This is a genomic window from Longimicrobiales bacterium (assembly GCA_028823235.1).
In the GTDB taxonomy this organism is placed as follows: domain Bacteria; phylum Gemmatimonadota; class Gemmatimonadetes; order Longimicrobiales; family Gaopeijiaceae; genus UBA2589.
Genome location: JAPKBW010000005.1, coordinates 1 through 18,935, shown reverse-complemented (window position 1 = coordinate 18,935; position 18,935 = coordinate 1). Strand labels below are relative to the sequence as shown.

19 protein-coding genes are annotated in these 18,935 nt (G+C 60.6%); 14 read left to right on the top strand and 5 right to left on the bottom strand.

Translation table 11 applies throughout. The features are described from left to right. Window positions 1–675 precede the first annotated feature (675 nt). From OSA81_03910 to thyX, 3 genes are all read left to right on the top strand, one after another. Window positions 676–921, top strand: coding sequence for a hypothetical protein (locus OSA81_03910; GenBank protein ID MDE0898139.1), 246 nt, complete (start codon window positions 676–678; stop codon window positions 919–921). A gap of 75 nt (window positions 922–996) precedes the next feature. Next, the gene (locus tag OSA81_03905) at window positions 997–1,263 is read left to right on the top strand and encodes a hypothetical protein (GenBank protein ID MDE0898138.1); all 267 of its coding nucleotides are present in this window, start codon (window positions 997–999) and stop codon (window positions 1,261–1,263) included. Between the two features lie 61 nt (window positions 1,264–1,324). Next, window positions 1,325–2,302, top strand: coding sequence for an FAD-dependent thymidylate synthase (thyX, locus tag OSA81_03900; protein MDE0898137.1), 978 nt, complete (start codon window positions 1,325–1,327; stop codon window positions 2,300–2,302). A gap of 3 nt (window positions 2,303–2,305) precedes the next feature. On the opposite strand, the gene OSA81_03895 is transcribed toward thyX, so the two are convergent. Beyond that, the gene (locus OSA81_03895) at window positions 2,306–3,673 is read right to left on the bottom strand and encodes an NAD-dependent succinate-semialdehyde dehydrogenase (GenBank protein MDE0898136.1); all 1,368 of its coding nucleotides are present in this window, start codon (window positions 3,671–3,673) and stop codon (window positions 2,306–2,308) included. A 150-nt stretch (window positions 3,674–3,823) separates the two neighbouring features. Here OSA81_03895 and OSA81_03890 point away from each other — a divergent pair, with 150 nt between their 5' ends. From OSA81_03890 to OSA81_03880, 3 genes are read left to right on the top strand one after another with little or no spacing between them, the layout of a single operon-like run. Further along, window positions 3,824–4,798: a radical SAM protein gene (locus OSA81_03890; GenBank protein MDE0898135.1), complete on the top strand. Its 975-nt coding sequence runs from the start codon at window positions 3,824–3,826 to the stop codon at window positions 4,796–4,798. Then, window positions 4,795–5,586 (top strand): metallophosphoesterase family protein, encoded by a 792-nt coding sequence (locus OSA81_03885; GenBank protein ID MDE0898134.1) that lies wholly within the window; start codon window positions 4,795–4,797, stop codon window positions 5,584–5,586. Before OSA81_03890 ends, OSA81_03885 begins: the two co-directional genes overlap by 4 nt. A 13-nt stretch (window positions 5,587–5,599) precedes the next feature. Beyond that, window positions 5,600–6,094: an asparaginase domain-containing protein gene (locus OSA81_03880; protein MDE0898133.1), complete on the top strand. Its 495-nt coding sequence runs from the start codon at window positions 5,600–5,602 to the stop codon at window positions 6,092–6,094. 39 nt (window positions 6,095–6,133) lie between these two features. Here the strand turns inward: OSA81_03880 and OSA81_03875 are convergent, their stop codons facing one another. Next, window positions 6,134–8,344, bottom strand: a complete 2,211-nt coding sequence (locus OSA81_03875) for a DUF5916 domain-containing protein (protein MDE0898132.1) — start codon at window positions 8,342–8,344, stop codon at window positions 6,134–6,136. A gap of 52 nt (window positions 8,345–8,396) precedes the next feature. Continuing rightward, on the bottom strand, window positions 8,397–8,645 hold the full coding sequence (locus tag OSA81_03870) for a hypothetical protein (GenBank protein ID MDE0898131.1): 249 nt from the start codon (window positions 8,643–8,645) through the stop codon (window positions 8,397–8,399). A 262-nt stretch (window positions 8,646–8,907) separates the two neighbouring features. Here OSA81_03870 and OSA81_03865 point away from each other — a divergent pair, with 262 nt between their 5' ends. Further along, complete coding sequence (locus tag OSA81_03865; protein MDE0898130.1) at window positions 8,908–10,701, top strand: DegV family EDD domain-containing protein; 1,794 nt, start codon at window positions 8,908–8,910, stop codon at window positions 10,699–10,701. A gap of 15 nt (window positions 10,702–10,716) precedes the next feature. Here OSA81_03865 and OSA81_03860 read toward each other — a convergent pair whose 3' ends face one another. Next, window positions 10,717–11,157 carry a hypothetical protein gene (locus tag OSA81_03860; GenBank protein MDE0898129.1) on the bottom strand — a complete coding sequence of 147 codons (441 nt, stop codon included), beginning with the start codon at window positions 11,155–11,157 and terminating at the stop codon, window positions 10,717–10,719. Window positions 11,158–11,617: 460 nt separating this feature from the next. On the opposite strand from OSA81_03860, the gene OSA81_03855 reads away from it, so the two are divergent. Then, on the top strand, window positions 11,618–11,776 hold the full coding sequence (locus tag OSA81_03855; GenBank protein MDE0898128.1) for a hypothetical protein: 159 nt from the start codon (window positions 11,618–11,620) through the stop codon (window positions 11,774–11,776). On the opposite strand, the gene rho is transcribed toward OSA81_03855, so the two are convergent. After that, entirely contained in the window at window positions 11,773–13,032 is a 1,260-nt protein-coding gene (gene rho, locus OSA81_03850) for a transcription termination factor Rho (protein ID MDE0898127.1), read from the bottom strand. The genes OSA81_03855 and rho overlap by 4 nt on opposite strands. Before the next feature lie 95 nt (window positions 13,033–13,127). On the opposite strand from rho, the gene OSA81_03845 reads away from it, so the two are divergent. The 6 genes from OSA81_03845 to trxB all read left to right on the top strand — a co-directional run bounded on the left by OSA81_03845 (window position 13,128) and on the right by trxB (window position 18,818). Beyond that, complete coding sequence (locus OSA81_03845; protein MDE0898126.1) at window positions 13,128–14,288, top strand: site-2 protease family protein; 1,161 nt, start codon at window positions 13,128–13,130, stop codon at window positions 14,286–14,288. Between the two features lie 183 nt (window positions 14,289–14,471). Then, complete coding sequence (locus tag OSA81_03840; GenBank protein MDE0898125.1) at window positions 14,472–14,825, top strand: hypothetical protein; 354 nt, start codon at window positions 14,472–14,474, stop codon at window positions 14,823–14,825. Between the two features lie 47 nt (window positions 14,826–14,872). Beyond that, entirely contained in the window at window positions 14,873–15,361 is a 489-nt protein-coding gene (locus tag OSA81_03835; protein MDE0898124.1) for an NUDIX domain-containing protein, read from the top strand. 59 nt (window positions 15,362–15,420) lie between these two features. Further along, window positions 15,421–16,683 (top strand): AI-2E family transporter, encoded by a 1,263-nt coding sequence (locus tag OSA81_03830; GenBank protein ID MDE0898123.1) that lies wholly within the window; start codon window positions 15,421–15,423, stop codon window positions 16,681–16,683. 90 nt (window positions 16,684–16,773) lie between these two features. Next, window positions 16,774–17,781, top strand: coding sequence for an NAD(P)/FAD-dependent oxidoreductase (locus OSA81_03825; GenBank protein MDE0898122.1), 1,008 nt, complete (start codon window positions 16,774–16,776; stop codon window positions 17,779–17,781). A gap of 23 nt (window positions 17,782–17,804) precedes the next feature. Continuing rightward, window positions 17,805–18,818: a thioredoxin-disulfide reductase gene (trxB, locus tag OSA81_03820; protein MDE0898121.1), complete on the top strand. Its 1,014-nt coding sequence runs from the start codon at window positions 17,805–17,807 to the stop codon at window positions 18,816–18,818. The last annotated feature ends 117 nt before the right edge of the window (window positions 18,819–18,935 follow it).

The following is an 18,935-nucleotide window of genomic DNA, read 5'->3' as shown; positions in this document are numbered from 1 at the left end:
AAAAAGTGCGCCCACGATCACAAAGCCGATCGCGGCCTTCATGATCGCATCCTTGTCCAAGTCGCCGGTGAGCTCGGTTCGAGCGCGAATTTCCTGTTCTAGATGGATGGTGCAGAAAGAGCCGGATCCGCTCGCGTCCCTTTTGCACTGCTCACCCTTCTTGCTCTTTGAGCCATGATCGCCCTCTCCGTTGCACGCTCCGTCGACCGCTCGCGTTCCTAAGACTTACTTCGGGTCGACGACCCATTCGGTTCAGTGGTCGCGCGGAGGCCTGTAATCGGCGGCACTCATCTCCGTCTTCCGGATTCTCGAGGAGAGGGTTGTGGCGGTCACACTGGGGAGGGGCGGACCCACCGCTACGCGCCTCTCACGGAACGGACCGATGCGGGAGAAAGCCCTCTTCGGTAGATCATGCGCCCACTCTTCTGGCGGTCCCCGCGGGGTTGCAAGGCTGCGGAGTGGAAAGCCCCGTGACCCTAGCTGAAGGTGGCATCGACGCGGCCGTCGTCGTCGAGCGTGCGATCGTGAACCTCGCGCAGGAGCCCGCATCCAAACAATCAGCCGTGAGCCTTCACATGTGGCTCAGGCGGGCTGACAGACGACGGCCCATGAGTACTTAGGCCGAGTCACCCTTTCTCAGGGTGGCGCGGCCTTTTCCGCGCCCTACGTTCCGCCATGCCCTACATCGAACAGGTCCCTGTGGGGGAGGCTTCCGGCCTTCTCAAGAAGCTCTTCGATCAGGCGCTCGAACGCGCGGGTCGAATCTGGCACATCGTCCACATAATGAGCCAGAACCCCCCGGCGATGGATGCGTCGATGAAGTTCTACGCCGCGATCATGTTCGGGACGTCGCCGCTCACGCGCTGGCAGAGAGAGCTGCTCGCGGTCGTTACCTCGAAAGCGAACGACTGCTTTTACTGAACTCAGGCGCATGCGCATGACCTCCGGGAAGAGGTCGAGGAGTTGTTTGCGACTGATTCGGAGCGGGATGTTTTCGTGCACGCAGTCACTCGCGATTGGCGAACTGCTGATCTGGGCGCGGCGGAAGAAGCACTGTGCCGCTATGCGGAGAAGCTGACCCACCACCAACAGGACGCGGGCCAGCCAGACATCGACGAACTCCGCTCACTCGGGCTCGATGACCGCGCGATTCATGACGCGACACAGGTCATCGGCTACTTCAACTATATCACCCGAGTGGCCGATGGCCTGGGCGTCGAGCCGGAGGATTTCCTCCAAGCATGGGGCCTAGAGCCGGCATGAGAGCGGAGCTGGCCACCGTGTGTATATTCTGCATCAGCCAGAGACCCTCGAACGAATAGTCATGGAAACGAAGAGACCCACCAGCCCGGCGGCCGAGGAGATTCTCGGCGGATATTTCCCCGTTCTCGACCACGGCTTCGTGTCGCTGGTGGATTACATGGGATCCGATGAAGACGTCGAGCGAGCGGCTCGGGTGAGTTACGGATTCGGTACCCGACAGGTTTCGGCGACTCGGGGACTTGTGCGGTATCTCCGACGGCACAAACACACGACGCCGTCGGAAATGGTCGAGTTCAAGTTCCACTGCGCCATGCCCATGTTCGTAGCACGCCAGTGGATTCGGCATCGGACCGCCTCGGTCAACGAGCTGTCCGCTCGTTACTCGTTGATGCCGCTTCTCTTCTATATGCCGGACCAGGAGCAGTTCTCGCTGCAGAGCAAGTCGAACAATCAGGGCCGCGACGGTGGGGCGCCCGAAGAGGTGTATCGTGAAGCCTCGGCGCGCTGGGAGAAGCTTCGCGCAGATTCAGGGGATGCGTATCGGTGGATGCTCGAAGAAGACGTAGCTCGTGAGATCGCCCGTATCGACCTGCCTGTATCGACGTATACTCAATGGTACTGGAAAATCGATCTGCACAATCTCCTCCACTTCCTGTCTCTGCGTGTGGATACGAGAGCTCAATGGGAGATCCAGCAGTTCGCTCAGGTCATTGCAGCAATGGTGAAGCGAGTCGCGCCGCTTTCTTACGAAGCCTGGATTGACTATGACCTCGGCGCTGAGCCGGTAACTCGAGTGGAGCGGGAAGTCCTCTCCAAGCTCGTGCAGGGAGCCGATGACGGTATCACGGTAGTCGATGGCGCTTCGGTCTCAACTGACGAAATGAAGGCAGCGGGTTTGTCGGCACGGGAGATTCGCGAGCTCCTTGAGAAGCTTGAAGCGCCGGGACACCCCGACTTCGAGCTGGACATGAGCAGGATGAAGTCTGCCGATGAGATGGCAGCGGATATGTTCGAGGCGGTACCGGACAGCTTCGAGTAGCGGTTACTTCACCCAGACCGTTTTCACATTCGTGAACTCGAGGAGTCCCAAGGGGCTCAGTTCTCGACCGTAGCCGCTCTCCTTCGTGCCGCCGAAGGGCAGGCGGGGGTCCGACTTTACGATTCCGTTCACGAAGCAGCTGCCCGCGTCGATCAGATCTGCGGCGATGACTTCACCCCGCTCGACGTCCGTGGTGTAGATCGAAGCACCCAGGCCGAACACCGTGTCATTCGCCACCCGGATCGCCTCAGCTTCATCCGCCACCGGTACGATGCAGGCGACCGGTCCGAACAACTCCTCTGAGTAGGCGGGCATCCCGGGACCCACATCTGCGAGCACGGTCGGCGGATACCACCCTCCTGGCCTTTCGGGGACGACCCCGCCCGCGATCAGTCTCGCTCCGGCCTCGACCGAGCGTTCGACCTGGCCATGCAACGCGTCGCGCAGATCGGTCCGCGCCATGGGACCGACCCTTGTCGAGGGGTCGAGTGGGTCACCAAGTGGCCAAGCGTCCATCGCCCGAAGCAGTTTCTCCTCGAAGGATTCGCGCACCGCGTCGACCACCACGAACCGTTTCGCTGCGACGCAACTCTGACCCGAATTGATGAAGCGTCCGGTTGCGCAGCTTGCAGCCGCGGCATCCAGGTCCGCGTCGGCCAGCACGATCGACGGGTCGCTTCCGCCCAGCTCTAGAACGCATTTCTTGATGGCGGCTCCCGCTCTCGCTGCCACGGCTCGTCCGGCTCGTACACTTCCCGTCAGGCTGACGCCTTGGATGCGAGCGTCGTCGATGAGCTCTCCAGTGTTTTCGACATCGAGCCGGAGTTGCACGAACAACCCTTCCGGGTAGCCGGCCTCGCAGAGCAGGCGCTCGATACTGAACGCGCACCCTGGTACGTTCGGGGCGTGCTTTAGAAGGACAGCGTTCCCAGCGGTGAGTGCCGGGGCGGCGAATCGAATGACCTGCCAGTAAGGAAAGTTCCACGGCATGATGCCGAGAACGACGCCGAGCGGCCGATAGGTCCAGTAGCTCATCGATGCATCAGTCTCGACCGGAACGGGTGCCAACGCGGAGGACGCAATGTCTGCGTAGTACTCACACACGAGGGCACACTTCTCGACCTCGGCGATCGCCTGCGTGATTGGTTTGCCCATCTCCCGAGTCATGAGCTTACCGTGTAACTCCTTTTGCTCTCGAAGGAGCCTGGCCAGGGTCCGCAGGGGGTCGGTGCGGGCTTCGACGGACACGTTCCTCCACTCGAGATGAGCTTCATGAGCCCTCTGGATTTGAGCTTCGATCTCGGGTGGTGACGCCTGTGCGTACTCGGCGAAGCGCTCTCCCGTCGCGGGGTTCACTGATTCGAAGTGCATAGGAGCGGTCGGGGTGGGAGAATCGATCCGTAGATGGTCAACCTACTTCCCGGTAGCCTTGGCGGAACCCGGAGTGGCCTCGCGGAACCCGGAGCGCCCTCGCAAGGATTCCTTGCGGTGCGTACGATGCCGTCAACGAACGGGGGTGTTATGACGAAGGCATTACCGACGGTCAGACCGGGAGATCATGCGATCGCGGTTTTGCCTGCTGGACCCGCAGCTCGAAACGGTACCGATATCGTACCGGAAGTCGAACTGCGGGCGCTCGACCAACTCTGGTTCCAGGTGTCCGGGACGGTGTGCAACCTCCGCTGTCAGCACTGCTTCATTTCGTGCTCCCCCGAGAACCACTCGTTCTGGTTCATGTCCCGTGACCAGGTCGCTGCGTCGCTCGCTGAGTCGGTGCGCTTGGGGGTGAAGGAGTACTACTTCACCGGTGGGGAGCCGTTCATGAACCGCGACATGCTGGGGATTCTCGAGGACACGCTACAGATTGGCCCTGCCACCGTCCTGACCAATGCGACGTTGCTGCCGCAAAGAGTCGTCGATCGCCTGGCAGAACTCTCTCGAGCCTCACGCTACACGCTTGAACTCAGAGTGAGTATCGATGGCGTCACTGCAGATATGAACGACGCGATCCGAGGCCCTGGGTCTTTCGAGCGCGCCGTGGCAGCCGTCGGGAGGCTCGCGGCCGCGGGCTTCCTTCCAATTATCACTACGATGCAGTCGTGGCCTGATCATGAAACTGACCCCATGCTCCAGGACTTCCACCAGGTACTCGCTGACGTCGGGTATGACCGGCCGCGCTTGAAGGTTCTGCCACCGCTGCGGATCGGGTCCGAGGCGAGCCGAGATCGCCCCTATGATGAGGCTGAGGCCGTAACCGTCGACATGATGGCGGAATATCCCTCCGATTTACTGCTCTGTTCGAGCGCACGACTGGTGACGTCGACCGGAGTCTGGGCTTGTCCGATTCTCCTCGACTACTCATCGGGTCGCCTGGCGGATACGCTCGACGAAGCGGTCGCGGTGCCCGCCCGCCTTGCGGAGCAGGCCTGCTATACGTGCTGGGTGAACGGGGCGATCTGCTCGAACATGCCTGGCTTCGCGATGGAGCAGACGTGAGAAGCTATCGGCGCATAGCGCTCTTCGGCGGTGTGTACTCGAACCATCTGGCACTCTCGGCTGCCATCGAAGACGCGCTCGGCCGTGACGTCGACGGAATGATGTGCCTGGGTGATCTGGGCGCGTTTGGTCCACATCCTGATCGGGTCTTCCCGCTGCTGCGCGAACACGACATCGAGGTGGTGAAGGGCAACTACGACGATTCAATCGCGAGAGGCCTCGATGACTGTCAGTGCGGGTATACCGACCCGCGAGACAATCACTTCGCGAGGATCTCGTACCGGTACACGTTCGACAATACGTCACCTGAAAATCGCGTCTGGATGTCCAACCTTCCCTATGAGATCCGATTTCGACTGGGCGATCTCGACGTCCTGGCCTGCCACGGGAGCCCCAGGCAGACAAATGAGTTCCTGTGGGAGTCGACCACGCCCACGCACTTTCTCGACAAGCTGGCGACCGATTACTCCGCCGATGTCGTCGTGGGTACGCATACGGGTCTGCGCTGGAATCGGAGCTGGGGCGAGCAACGCACTTTCGTAAACGTCGGTGCCCTGGGCCGGCCGGCGAACGATGGGAGCCCGGCCGTTTGGTACGCGATCCTGCAGGCCGAGGCGCGCGACATGGACGTCGAGTTCGTCTCCGTCGCGTATGACCATCTGGCACTGGCCAAGGAGATGCGAGACGAAGAGCTTCCGGAGGAATTCGTCGAGACGATTCTTACGGGTTGGTGGACCACATGTTTGGAAATCTTGCCGGGAAAAGAGCGAGCTGCCGGGCGATTTTAGCGCCGATCCTCCGATGAGCGAAGCCATTCGTTTGTTCGTGACGGGTGGAACGTTCGACAAAGAGTACGACGAGATTCATGGCTCTCTACAGTTTCGCGACACCCATCTTCCTCAGATGCTCGAGATGGGGCGCTCGAAGCTCGACGTTCGGGTTCGGACGCTCATGATGGTGGACTCGCTCGACATGAGTGATGCGGATCGTGCGCTGATCGCGAGCAATTGCCGTGACGCTCCTGAGCCACATATCGTCATCACGCACGGGACCGACACCATGGTCGACACGGCCCGAGCACTCGTAGAGGTTGTGCCGAACAAAACGGTGGTCCTGACTGGCGCGATGATTCCTATCGCGTTTGGAAGCTCAGATGGCCTCTTCAATCTGGGCGGTGCACTCGCCGTCGTTCAGGTGCTCCCACCCGGTGTATACATCACCATGAACGGCCGAGTCTTCGCGTGGGATGGTGTAAAGAAGAACCACGCCACGGGGGTCTTCGAAGGGCTGTCGTAGCCTCGAGCTATCGTCGCCCCGGCTGCGTAGTCTGTCCCCCTAGAACGCCTTCAGGTACGTCAGCTTCACCACCCCGGTCCGTCGATTCCAACGCGTGTCCCGTGGATCGTCGAGCGTGCCGGTGATATACCCGGTGTCGAAGACCAGAAACAGGTCGCTTCCCGGTGTGTGAATCCAGTCGATCCGGATGTTCGACTGAAGTGTGTTGGACACGTCGTCCCACTGGACCAGCGCATACGCGAAGAGCCGTCGATTGAGTGCAGCCTCGAGGCGGGTGCTGACGAGCGTGGTCGAGAAGTCACCGTCGGGCACCGGAAGGGAGACGTTGTTCCAGCTCGCGTTCGTATCCACAGTCAGATGCTTGTTTGCGATCCAGACGAGACCGCCCCCGATCTCGGCGCGCGTCCCGGACCAGAAGCCGCCGTAGGAGCCGCTGAAGCGGACTCCGAGCGATCGGGCGCGATTCGGACGAAAGTTGGCCGACACCGTCCGGAAGGTGTAGTCGCCCACCGGAATCTCACGTCCGTTGATAAAGGCCGGCTCGGTCAGTCTCTCGAAGCGCTCTCGGGCCGTGGCGCTGGTGTTGTCGCCGGACTGCAACGAAAGGTTGGTCACGAACTGGCCGAGGTGAGATTGTTTAGCGCCGTCGATACCCGTGATGTGATTCGCTCCCGCCGTCAGAGAGAGTTGGCGGGCCCACTCGCTCTGCTCGAAGCGAGGCCGATAGCCGAGCTGCCCGCCCCATCGTTTCTGATCCGGTCGGCGCACGAATCCAAGAGCTGGGTTGAACGCCTCGCCGGTCACTGTACGGGTGATCTCTGCGATGTACAGATCGTTCTGCAGAATGAGCTCGGCCTGAGCGGCGTAGGATTCGCCGTCACCCTCCATGTGTTTGGTGTCAGAGACGTTCGCGCCCCACAGCAAAAACGAACTGCTCGTCCAAAATCGAGACTCGATATCGGCACCGATTACGCGGTTGTGACCGGACGTCGTCTCCTTGCTCGTTACGATGCCGCCAAGCGTCGTTCGCCCCATCAGATCACCACGGAGCCGGGCGACTGAGTTCCATGCGGCGGGTACAGCGGTCGGGTCGTTTGGATCGGTGTTTCCGTTCGGGAGAGCGTCGTCGGTCCGCAGGCTCATGGCTCCGATCGAGATGGGGCCTGCCTGGCCTGTCAGGCGACCCCCTCCAACGATGTCGGCGTCGAGCCCGACTTGCCTTGAGAAGAAGACCTCAGACTCCTTCGGTGCGCCGAACTGGAATAGCCCTGCCCGCTCCAGGAAGAACTCTCGCTTCTCGGGAAAGAACAGGTTGAATCGGGTCAGATTGATCTGAACATTGTCCACCTCGACCTGAGCGAAGTCTGTGTTGTAGGTCAGGTCGAGCGTGAAATTCGATGTGATCGACGCTTTCACGTCTAGGCCGGCATCGACCTCGGTGTCGGTGCCGTCTGCCGAGGTGTTGGTCGCTCCCGCGATGCCGAATGGCTTTACCTGAATCTGCCGACCCTTCTCGAGATTCTCGAAGCCCGTGAGGGTGGCGTAGCGGGAGACCTGCGAGATTCCCGCCCGGTACTCCTGGCCGATGTGAGGCCAGTACACGGACTCATTTTTCCGTCGGATCGACCGAAACATCGCGATACCCATCTCGGGCGAAGTCGGGTCGTCGAACCTCAGTGTCGTGAAAGGGATCTCGGCCTCCAGAACCCATCCCTCGTCGGTGATCCTCGCTTCGGTCGTGTAGATCCCATCCCAGTTCCAGTCCTGGCCGCCTTCGTCGGATATGAGGGCGTCGTCCTGGGCACCTAGCGCCCCAATTTCAAAGAGGTAGGCATTGCGGCCGTCGTGGTACGTATCGATCGCAATCCGGACGTTGTCGTCCTTGTCGATCCATCCACCGCGCTGGAGAATGTTGCCCAGAACGAGGTCGGGCTCGGAGTCGTACATCGTCATGCCGAAGTACAGCGCGGTAGGTGTGTAGGCGATGCGCACCTCGGTTCGCTCCGAGGCGGCGGCTCCATCAACCGGATCGCGCTGAAGAAAGCCGCTTATGACCGGGATGGAGTCCCAAAACGCTTCGTCGAGCATCCCGTCGATATCCGGGGCGACCTGGATCGGGTGCGCCGTAGCGACCTGACCGGATGCACTCGCCCCCAAGAGTGGGTCAGATGACTCCTGGGCCGTGCCGATTGCCGGCAGGCCTCCAAAAAAGACGAACAGAAGGCAGAGAAAAACGAGACGTATTGGCATGAGAGACGAACGCTTTCCGGTGGATGGACTGAGAGTCACTATACGCCCTGAATCAGACGAACTGTTTCTTGGTCTCTTGGCCCAGCGGGTTGGCCGTCGCGAGCGAGACGTTCTTCTCTGTGCAGGATATTGGAAGCACGTTCCGCCTGTGGGCGACCTCTGCAGGGATCAGAACCGCAGATTGCAGATCCGTCTGGTCGAGATCCACGACGGAAATATGGGACTCCGCCGCGATGTCTGAGGTAAGCTGCGCCAGCGATATGTCAGCCGTCTTTTGGACCAGTCGCCACGCTTTCGTCATTTGGCTCGCCGAGGCGTCGTCGAGATCCGACGCACCGACGAAGGCGGCGGCTCTCGACCGCGACCATCCAGTTTCCGAAGAGTGCGTCAGGCGACAAGGCGTTCAGCGGTGCATTTAGGGGAGGCTCAATACAAGTCCTGCGCGGCGACAGGCCACAAGTATAAGCTCGCGGGGCGGGTGTAACATAGGACTCTCAGGTGCCTCGGCCCGCGGGGTTTGGTAGATTACCGCGATGCAGATACGGTACCTTGATGGGCCACGGTTGAGGCGGTCTCTTTTCGCCGCGTGCGACCACGCGCAGCGCCAGCGCGCTGAGCTGAATCGCATCAACGTGTTCCCCGTTCCAGACGGAGACACAGGCACTAATCTGGCGCTCACTGTGAGGGCCGTGGCCGACCACCTGCGCACTGTCAGGGATCGGTCCGTGGGTATCGTTGCGCACGAAGCGGCACAGGGCGCGGTGCTCGGCGCACGTGGGAATTGTGGCATGATGCTCTCGCATTTTCTCCTCGGCTTTGCGGAAAGTCTCGAAGGCCAGGATCGAGTGGACTCGGTTGGGTTCGCTAGTGCGATGACGACTGGATTCGAAAAGCTTTACGATTCCATTGAGGATCCGGTCGAGGGGACGATTCTCACCGTAATGCGCGATGCAGCTGCGGCGTCCGGTCACGCCGAGTCCGACTTCGTACCGCTCGTCAGCCATGTCGTGGAGCAGGCGCGAGACTCTCTCGCTCGAACACCGGATCAACTCGCGGTTCTCAAGAAGGCTGGCGTGGTGGATGCGGGCGCGAAGGGATTCGTCAGCATGCTCGAGGGCGTGCTGTTTTTCGTCGAAGGAGTGACGATTGCGGTGGGATCCGGGGCGGCGGATGCAGAGCAGGACGGAGGGTTGGCAGCGGCTGCGGGGCTGGTCGATTATCCGAGCGCGGAGGAGCAGTATCAGTTCTGCACGGAGGCGCTCGTCCGTGGCGATGCCCTTCCTGACCAGAAGGCCGCGCGGGAGATCCTCCGCGACTTCGGTGATTCACTTATCGTGATTCGATCGGAAGACATTCTGAAGGTGCACATCCATACGGATGAGCCGGAAGATGTCTTCGACTACCTCCGTACGGTCGGGTCGTTGGTCACCCACAAAGCTGAAGATATGAAGGCCCAGCACGACGCGATCGGGGCAGGAGCAGGGCACATACAACTCGCTCGCCGTCCAGTTGCCGTGGTCACAGACTCTGCGTGTGACCTTTCCGAGGAGATCGTGCGGGCACACGGTATCAATGTCGTGCCTATGTCCCTCGTCGATGGGAATACGACCTATCGGGATGGAGTCGACATCTCAGCGACCGAGTTCCATGACCGCCTCGGGTCCGCCGAATCGCTACCTACCACGAGCCAACCGACCCCGGCTGCAATTCTCGAAGGCTTGGCCCGTGCCGCAGAGGAAGGGGAGGCCGTGGTTGGCGTCTTCCTCTCCTCGACACTGTCGGGTACCGTGACTTCGGCTGAGGCGGCTGCCGAACGCTTCGACGCAGTGCCACTCCGAGTCGTGGACTCACTGGGGGCCTCGCTCCTGCTCGGCCTCCTAGTGTTGAAGGCCTCGGAACTGGCGGAGGCGGGTCGTTCTCTCGACGAGATCGTTGAGGAGCTAGGGCGCATCCGGACCCACTCGGGAATTCTCTTCACGGTTCGTTCGTTCGAGCGCCTGATCGCATCTGGTCGGGTTGGTCGAGGTAAGGCCTTCGTCGGACGTTTTCTGGGAGTGAAGCCGATAATGGGCATGTCGGCTGAGGGACGAGTCGTCCCGTTCGGGAAGGCCTTCGGAGTTCGGCGTGCGCGTGGTGAAATGCTACGCGTACTCCGAACGAAGATCCCTACTGGCACAGAGAAGGTGCGGTTCGGGGTGGTTCACGTCGGGATGCCGGAGATCGTGGCCGAAATGTCGGACCGGATTCGGTCCGAATACGGTGATAGGGTGGAGATTCTTTCTGCCCCGGCGACGCCCGTCATCGCCACGCACCTCGGAGTCGGGGCGTGGGGCATCGCTTATATGGTCGAGGATTGACCCCGCTGGAACGACCTACTTCTTAAATTTCTGCTTTCCGGCAACGAGCACGTCATACGTCGCTCGCTGGGCGGCGGAGAGGTTGGGTGGGAGTCCGACGAGAAGGGCTCGGCCCTTGCCTGAAGGGATATGCAGGTGGAGCCGGTCCAGGTCGGGATCTTCGTATTCGTGAGCGAGGCCCGTGTCGTCTACCGATACGGTCCGTCCCGGCGTCACGGCCTCGGCCAGTCGCCGACCGTACTCGGTCCACGCTTCCAAGGCTGGAGCGGTGCCCTTGGCGATGCTGGGAAGGAGCCTCTCCCGATAGTAGGCGACTGCCTCCCTGTAGCCGTCGGGGTTCGCTTGCTTGAGCTCCTGGAGCCGGTCGCGATAGAATTCGCGGGGATCGCGGGCTCCCGTCGCCTCGAGGGCTGCCTGGAGGATCTGGTCGGCCTGTTTCGTTACGTCGTCGGGCATGGCTCAAAGAGTTGCGACGTATGCACGGAGCGTCAACGCGCCGCATAGTATCCCGGCTGGAATCCCTTGGTGGGTTGAGTCATGGATTATCCACGTGCTTTCGGCTAGGCCGAAGTGACGGCGAACGAACGCATCGAGGTCGAGTGGGCGATGTTCAGCGAATTGTGCTGGGCTCTCGCGCTGAAAGTCCCTCGAGACTAAGACCCAGAGATCATCGTGGGGATCGCTCGCGCCGGCGTGATTCCGGCGGCAGTAGTTGTGTCGATTTTGCGCGTCGACTTCTACTTCTAAGAATTTTCCGCCGAGACGGCGATGGAATTGTTCGTGAGCGACCGGAGATCATGAGTGCGGCTCCGCGTGAGGCTGGCGGGCGACGCTTCCTTATTGGGAAGAAATCACGACTTCGGGAGATACCCTTAGGCTGGCCCAGGCAGCCGCGCGTGATGTCCATCCGGAAGAGGTGCGCACGGCAACGTCGTTTGTGCGCACGACGGGTTATCAGCCTGATTACTCAGCTCTGACCATGGATGCGAATGTCATCCTTCCGTGGGACCGAAAGGTCTTCGATGGAGATGATCTGGTCTTGAATCCGCGCTACGAAGGAGTAATCGACGACTAGACGCCTCGCGTCATGTCGTCGAGGAACTCGGCGTTCGTTTCCGACAGCTGCATCCGCTCGATCAGGAACTCCATCGCTTCGACTGGATCCATGTGGGCGAGGAAGTTCCGAAGCAGGAAGACGCGGTTGAGCTCAACGTCACTCAAGAGAAGTTCTTCCTTTCGCGTGCTCGAACGGTTGAGGTTGATCGCTGGCCAGATCCTCCGGTCGGATATCTCCCGGTCGAGGACGAGCTCCATGTTTCCGGTGCCCTTGAACTCCTCGAAGATCACCTCGTCCATTCGACTTCCGGTGTCGATCAGCGCGGTCGCAACGATCGTCAGTGACCCCCCGTCTTGGATATTCCTCGCAGCGCCGAAGAATTTCTTGGGGCGCTGCATGGCCTTGGCGTCGACGCCGCCGGACATGATTCGACCCGAGTGCTTGATGATCGAATTGTAAGCTCGCGCCAGTCGCGTGATCGAATCGAGCAGGATCACTACATCCTTGCCGTGCTCAACCAGTCGCTTGGCCTTTTCGAGGACCATGTCTGCGACCTGTACGTGCCTCTGCGCAGGTTCGTCGAAGGTGGACGCGATCACTTCACCGTTCACGCTCTCTTTCATCTCCGTCACCTCTTCCGGCCGCTCGTCGATGAGCAGGACGATCAGGTGGACGTCCGGAGAGTTCGTAGCGATGGCGTTGGCCATCTGTCGAAGGATCGTTGTCTTTCCGGCTTTCGGCGGCGAGACGATCAGGCCGCGCTGGCCTTCCCCAATGGGTGCGATCAGGTCGACCATTCGCATCGGGATCGACCCTTCGGAACCGGGTACTTCGAGATTCAGTCGCTTCTCCGGGTACATCGGCCTGAGGCTGTCGAACTCCCCACGGTCGCTGGTCTTTTCGGGGTCGAGACCGTTGATGGAGTCGACCTGAAGCAGGGCGATGTAGCGCTCGCCCTTTTTCGGCGGCCGCACCTCGCCGATCAGCGTATCGCCCGTTCTCAGATTGAACCGCTTCATCTGGGAGGGACTGACGTAGATGTCGTCCGGGCTGTTGATATAGTTCCACGCCTGCGAGCGCAGGAACCCATACCCTTCCGGCAACAGCTGGAGGACGCCCTCGGCCGTGAGCCTCTCTCCGCGATCGAGCATGGCTTGCTCGATCTTCAATAGAAGATCCTGCTTGCGGAGGCCTGTGAACGAGCTGAGGTTCAACTCCTCAGCCAGATCGTGCAGCTCTCCGACGTTCTTACTCTTGAGTTCAGCGATGTCCACGAGGGGCTCCCGCACGTGTCGCTCGGACGAGCTGACGGGATCGCGCGGTCGGGGGGCTTCGTTAGAATGAACGAATTCGTTGCTAGGAACGATTAATGGCGGCTGAAAAGGGGGTCAAGGCTGATCCCGAGGTTTGGCTGTCGCTTCTGGAAGACTACCGGGTGCTTTCGCTCCCGCACGACACCGTGCTGGAGGGTCGCCTGAAGCCTGGATTTGGCTCCGATTCTCCTGAGGTCGCCCAGGTCTTACGACAGTGGCCAGCTCGAGCGTATATCTCGAAGACGGCGGGCGGTACAGAGGTCGTGCTGGTCTATCAGTTGAAGAATGAGCCGTGGAAATTTCCGTGGGTTCATGCGTTGCTCTTGTTCGTGACGCTGATCACCACTCTCGGGTCCGGGGCTATGATGACGGGTGCCGATCCCTTCCGGACGCACTTGTTCGAACTGGGATCGTTTCAGCTCCCCTATCCGACTGGTCTTGATCTCTCTCGCCTTTGGAGAGGCGCCGCGTTCGCGATCCCTTTCCTCACGGTTCTTCTGGCTCACGAAATGGGACACTGGTGCGCCGCTCGATACCACGGTGTTCGGGCGACCCTCCCGTACTTCATCCCGTGCCCGCCGTATCTATCGGTCATCGGGAGTCTCGGAGCTTTTATCCGTCTCCGGGGGCCAAGCGTTCGAAGATCGATCCTGTTCGATATTGGTGCGTCGGGCCCGTTTGCCTCATTCATTGTGTCGGTGCCCTTGTTCATCGCAGGGTTGGGCCTGTCGCGGACTGTGCCTGTCCCGGCTTCGATCGCCAGTCCCTTCGTCGTCCGTTTTACCGGACAGCCCATATGGCTCGGTAACGGAGGCTTGACGCATGTGCTCACTACTTGGTTTGGTCCGGGCCCGGTTGGTGAGGCCGCGATCCTCTTGCATCCCCTCGCCCTCGCTGGCTGGCTCGGGTTGTTCGTCACTGCGCTGAACCTTCTCCCTTTGGGTCAACTCGATGGCGGCCACGTGTTGTATGCGTTGACGCCGGCGAAACACGGGCGACTGGCTCGTCTTTTCCTGGGCATCCTAGTCGTGCTGGGCACGGGATGGTGGGGATGGTGGGCATGGGCGGTGCTGGTCTTTTTCCTCCACCGCGGAAAAGTGGTTCATCCACCCGTTCTGCAGCCCGAGCCAGGACTGGGTCGGGTCCGCTCGGGCCTGGCCTGGGTGCTAATTCTCGTTTTTGTAGCCTGTTTTGTCTTGGTCCCAATCGACCTGTAATTACGGAAAACGCGTCAGGCGTGACTCCGATTTGTCTAAGTGTTAAAAGCTTTTATGCCACCCGTGAGGTGAAAATTCTTGACATTGTGATACCTGATAAAAACATTCAAAGACACAGGTTTTTCTCGATTCCTGTGCGGAGTGTTCGCGAGGTGATGAAGACACTGCTCGAAGGGGACAGGCGTGGCAAGACACAACCGAGAGGGGACCGGGGCCGACCAGCGTGGCTTCGAGTATGGCATCAGCTATCAGCCCGACTGGTTGAAGCGTGTGAAGGTGACACGCCAGCTGGAGTCGGGTAGACAGTCGACAAAGACGTTGTTCCGAAATCCGGCCACGGGCCCGGAAGCGGCACGCGGAGACAGGATTCGCACGCGCGTTCTCTCGTCCGACCAGGCGGTCGACTTTGAAGTCGCTCTGACTGATCAGCGGTCTGCCGTGAAGCGAATCCGAATCACGTACGAAGTACTCGGCGAGACCGGGCGATTCGAAGAAGTGGAATTCACGCTTGAGAGTGAGGATGTGCCGGACGAATAGCTGCAGGCACTCGCACAGGCTCCCTATAACTACCTCCGCTCCCTCCCATGGCCCGACCCGAATCCGCACGTGAGCGTGGCGCACAGCCGCAACCCACGACCATCGAAACCAGCGCGGGTGGCGTTGTGATAAGGATGATCGAAGGGGTTCGGCACGTCCTGATCATCCTTGACCCATACAAGAAATGGGGACTTCCGAAGGGGCATGTGGAAGGCGAGGAGACCCCTGAACAGGCGGCGGTTCGAGAAGTGACGGAGGAGACGGGACTCACCGACCTGAGGCCGTCGGAAGAGCTGGTGACCATCGACTGGCACTTTCGGGCACGGGGGCGAAAGGTTCACAAGTACACCACCTTCTTTCTCATGTACTCGGACACGGGTGAGCCGGTGCCGGAGACAAGAGAAGGGATCACGGAATGTGAGTGGGTACCCCTGCACATGGCACACCAGCGAATCTCATACGAAAACGCAAGTGAAGTCATACAGATTGCCCATCAGCTCCTGTTGGAAGAAACCTCGGACGAAACTGCGGATTGAGAGCGTGTCATGACTGATTCGACGAAACCTCGGACGAAACTGCGTATTGAAGGCGTGTCATGACTGAGCGAGGGGAGTTCAGCGTCTGGAGAGTGGTTCAAGCCACCGGCGTTGTGGTTGTCATGGGCTTCTTCCTGCTTGAGACTTTGACGATTCTGAATCCGGTCCTCCTTTTTGTGTTGCTGTGGGCGGTTCTGCTTCCGTTTCGAGGCCGTCCGGGCCACATGGCGCTCCTCGGGATTGCTGCGGTCCTCACGCTGTTCTGGATTCTGTCGAACATCGGATCGACACTCTCACCGTTCGTCCTTTCCGTTGTGCTCGCATACGTTCTCGACCCGCTCGTCGATAAGCTGGAGCGACGGGGGCTCGCACGCGGAATTGCGGTGTTGTCGCTCATCCTGCCGTCCATTGGGATTATCTGCCTGCTCCTCTTCGTGTTTGTGCCGGCAGCGTTCGAGCATGGCAGGGAGATTCTAGGGTCCGTTCCGGTGCTCATCGAGCGCGTTGGTGAATGGTTCGAAAGGAGCCAGGGGCGACTGCTGGGACTGGACGTGCCGTTCTTCGATGGTGCCGAAGTAGTAGCCCAGTTGCGCCAGCTCGATGCGGACGCGGTGGTTGAGTTTCTCCAGGAGCGTCAGTCAGCATTCACGGCCTACGTCTGGGGAGGCGTCCTGGGCTTGGGGCGGGGCCTTGGATCGGTCATGACCGTTGTCGGCTACCTCGTGCTGACCCCGGTGCTCTCCTACTACCTGATTCGTGACTGGGATCGACTCAAGGAGCGGATGGTCGACCTGATCCCCGTCGACTCCCGTGACCAGGTCGTGAACTTCGGGTCCGCATGTGACGTGCTGGTGTCGAGATATCTCCGGGGGCAGCTTACTGTGGCTGCGATCATCGGTTGCCTGACTGGAATCGGCTTCGCGCTGCTGAGTTTTCCATATGCGGCGTCTCTGGGTCTCGTCGCCGGGGTCTTCTCTGTGGTCCCGTATCTCGGCGTCGTCTTCACGCTTGTCCCCGCGATCTTCATCGCGCTGGTCAGTGGGAACGTGCTGGTGTCCTTGCTTAAGGTCGGAGTCGTCTTCGGGACGATTCAAATCCTGGATCAATCCGTGATTTCTCCCAGGGTTGTGGGTGACTCCGTAGGCATTCACACGGTATGGATGGTCCTTGCGATGACGGTCGGTGGGTATTTTTTCGGTGTTGTGGGACTGCTGGTTGCGGTCCCAGCCGCCGCGATCCTGAAACTGCTTTTGGGTTATGCAATCGAGCTCTACCGGGACTCGGACTTCTATCGTGGAGAGGGGTCGGCCGAGTCGGGTTGATCCCCGTTGCTCGGCCCTTCCGAGCGGTTAAACTTCTGGTCTTCCGGCGGCCGATGTCTAGGGCCGACGCACCCACGATTGCAGGCCGCAATGGCTGACGACATTAGGGATATCACGATTATCGGCGGGGGCCCGACGGGCCTCTTCGCCGCGTTCTACGCAGGCATGCGAGGATCCTCGTGTCGCATCGTCGATTCGCTGCCGGACTTGGGGGGACAGCTGACTGCTCTCTATCCGGAGAAGTACATCCATGACGTGGGTGGCTTCCCCAAGGTTCTCGCCAAGGACCTCGTGAGCAGTCTGGTTGAGCAAGCCCTCCAGTTCGATCCGGAAGTCGTTCTCGACGAGCAGGTTCAGGATCTCGAATGGATGGGGAACCACTTTGAGCTGCGTTGCAGCGGAGGGGTCTACCGGACGCGGACCGTCGTGATCGCCGGAGGGAAGGGTGCCTTTGAGCCCATGCCCTTGAAGTGCGACGGATACGAGCAGTTCATGCACGCCGGGGTCGAGTACGCCGTGAAGGACCCCGAAGCGTTCCGTGACAAGCACGTCGTCGTCGTCGGTGGTGGAGATAGCGCCATGGACTTCGTAATGATGCTGAAGGACATGGCCGCGTCGATGACGCTCGTGCATCGGCGAGACGGCTGGCGCGCACACGCCGCAACGGTCACGCAGGTCGAGGAAGCGGCTGCCGCTGGAGAGATCGACCTCAAGACTTTTTACGAGGTGCGGGCCATTGACGGCAGTGACCGAGTTGAACGCCTCACGGTCTTTGACAACCGGACGGACGAGGACCTCGTGCTGGAGTGTGACCAGGTACTCTCGTGTCTGGGCTTCAAGCCTGACCTCGGTCCAATCAAGAACTGGGGACTCGAGGTCAAGAAGAACCGCATCCAGGTGAGTGCCTTGATGGCGACTTCGGTGGCCGGTGTATTCGGGGCGGGTGACCTGGTCAACTACGAGGGGAAACTCGACCTCATCGCGACGGGTTTTGCTGAGGCTGCGGTCGCAGTCAACAACGCAGTGCATTTCGTCGACCCGAGCGCCCGGGTGAACCCGGGGCATTCGACGAACATGAAAGTGTTCAAAGAAGACTGACACCGGACAGGGACAGGGATCACATGTCGGAGAACGGAGCCGTTCAGCACGAGCGAGTCGTCATTATCGGGTCGGGGCCTGCAGGATGGACGGCAGCGATCTATGCCGCGCGTGCGGAAATGGATCCCTTTGTTGTCGAGGGCGGGATCAGCCGAACTATGATCCCCGGCGGGCAGCTCATGTTCACGACAGAGGTCGAGAACTATCCTGGCTTCCGAGAGGGTGTCGATGGCCAGGCCCTCATGATGGAGATGAAGGAACAAGCCCTCGGTTTCGGCACACGCGTGCTCACGGAGGATGTGGTCGAGGTAGATCCGAACCAGCATCCGTTCCGGCTCGTCACGAGCGAGGGCACCGAGATCCTCGCCGACACGGTGATCCTCGCGACGGGTGCGAACGCGAACTGGCTCGGGCTGCCCAACGAGGAGCGACTCGCGCAATCGGGTGGTGGTGTGAGCGCATGCGCCGTTTGTGACGGAGCTCTACCTCACTTCCGAGAGCAGGTGCTCGCGGTGATCGGTGGTGGCGATACCGCTATGGAGGATGCGCTCTACCTGACGAAATTTGCCAAAGAGGTCGTCGTCGTCGTGCGTCGTGACGAACTGCGCGCCTCCCGAATCATGGCCGAGCGGGCTCAGGAGAGTGAGAAGATCACGTTCGCCTGGAACACCGTTGTCACCGATGTCTACGGCGATGACGTGATCACCGGGTTGCAACTCGAAGACACGACGACCGGCGAGAAGCGGGACCTCGATGTGGGTGGGCTGTTCGTCGCGATCGGGCACTCACCCAACACCGGTTTTCTTCAGGGTGTGGTCGACCTGAAGGACAACGGATATGTGCGAACGCCCGTTTCTTGGCGCACCGAGACCTCGGTCCCCGGCATCTTTGCCGCCGGCGACGTCATGGACGACTACTACCGTCAGGCGGTCACCGCTGCGGGCACCGGATGTATGGCGGCTCTCGAAGCAGAGCGATGGCTCGCACACGGTGGTGCCGCCGCGCACGCGGAAGAGACGGTCGCCGCCGCAGACTGACGGGCGGGGTCGTTACAGCAAACGTCCGCCAGCAACCGGCAGGATCTGGCCTGTGACGAAGTTGGCCTCGATCAGGTAGAGCACGGCGGCCACGACATCGTCCGGGGTGCCGACGCG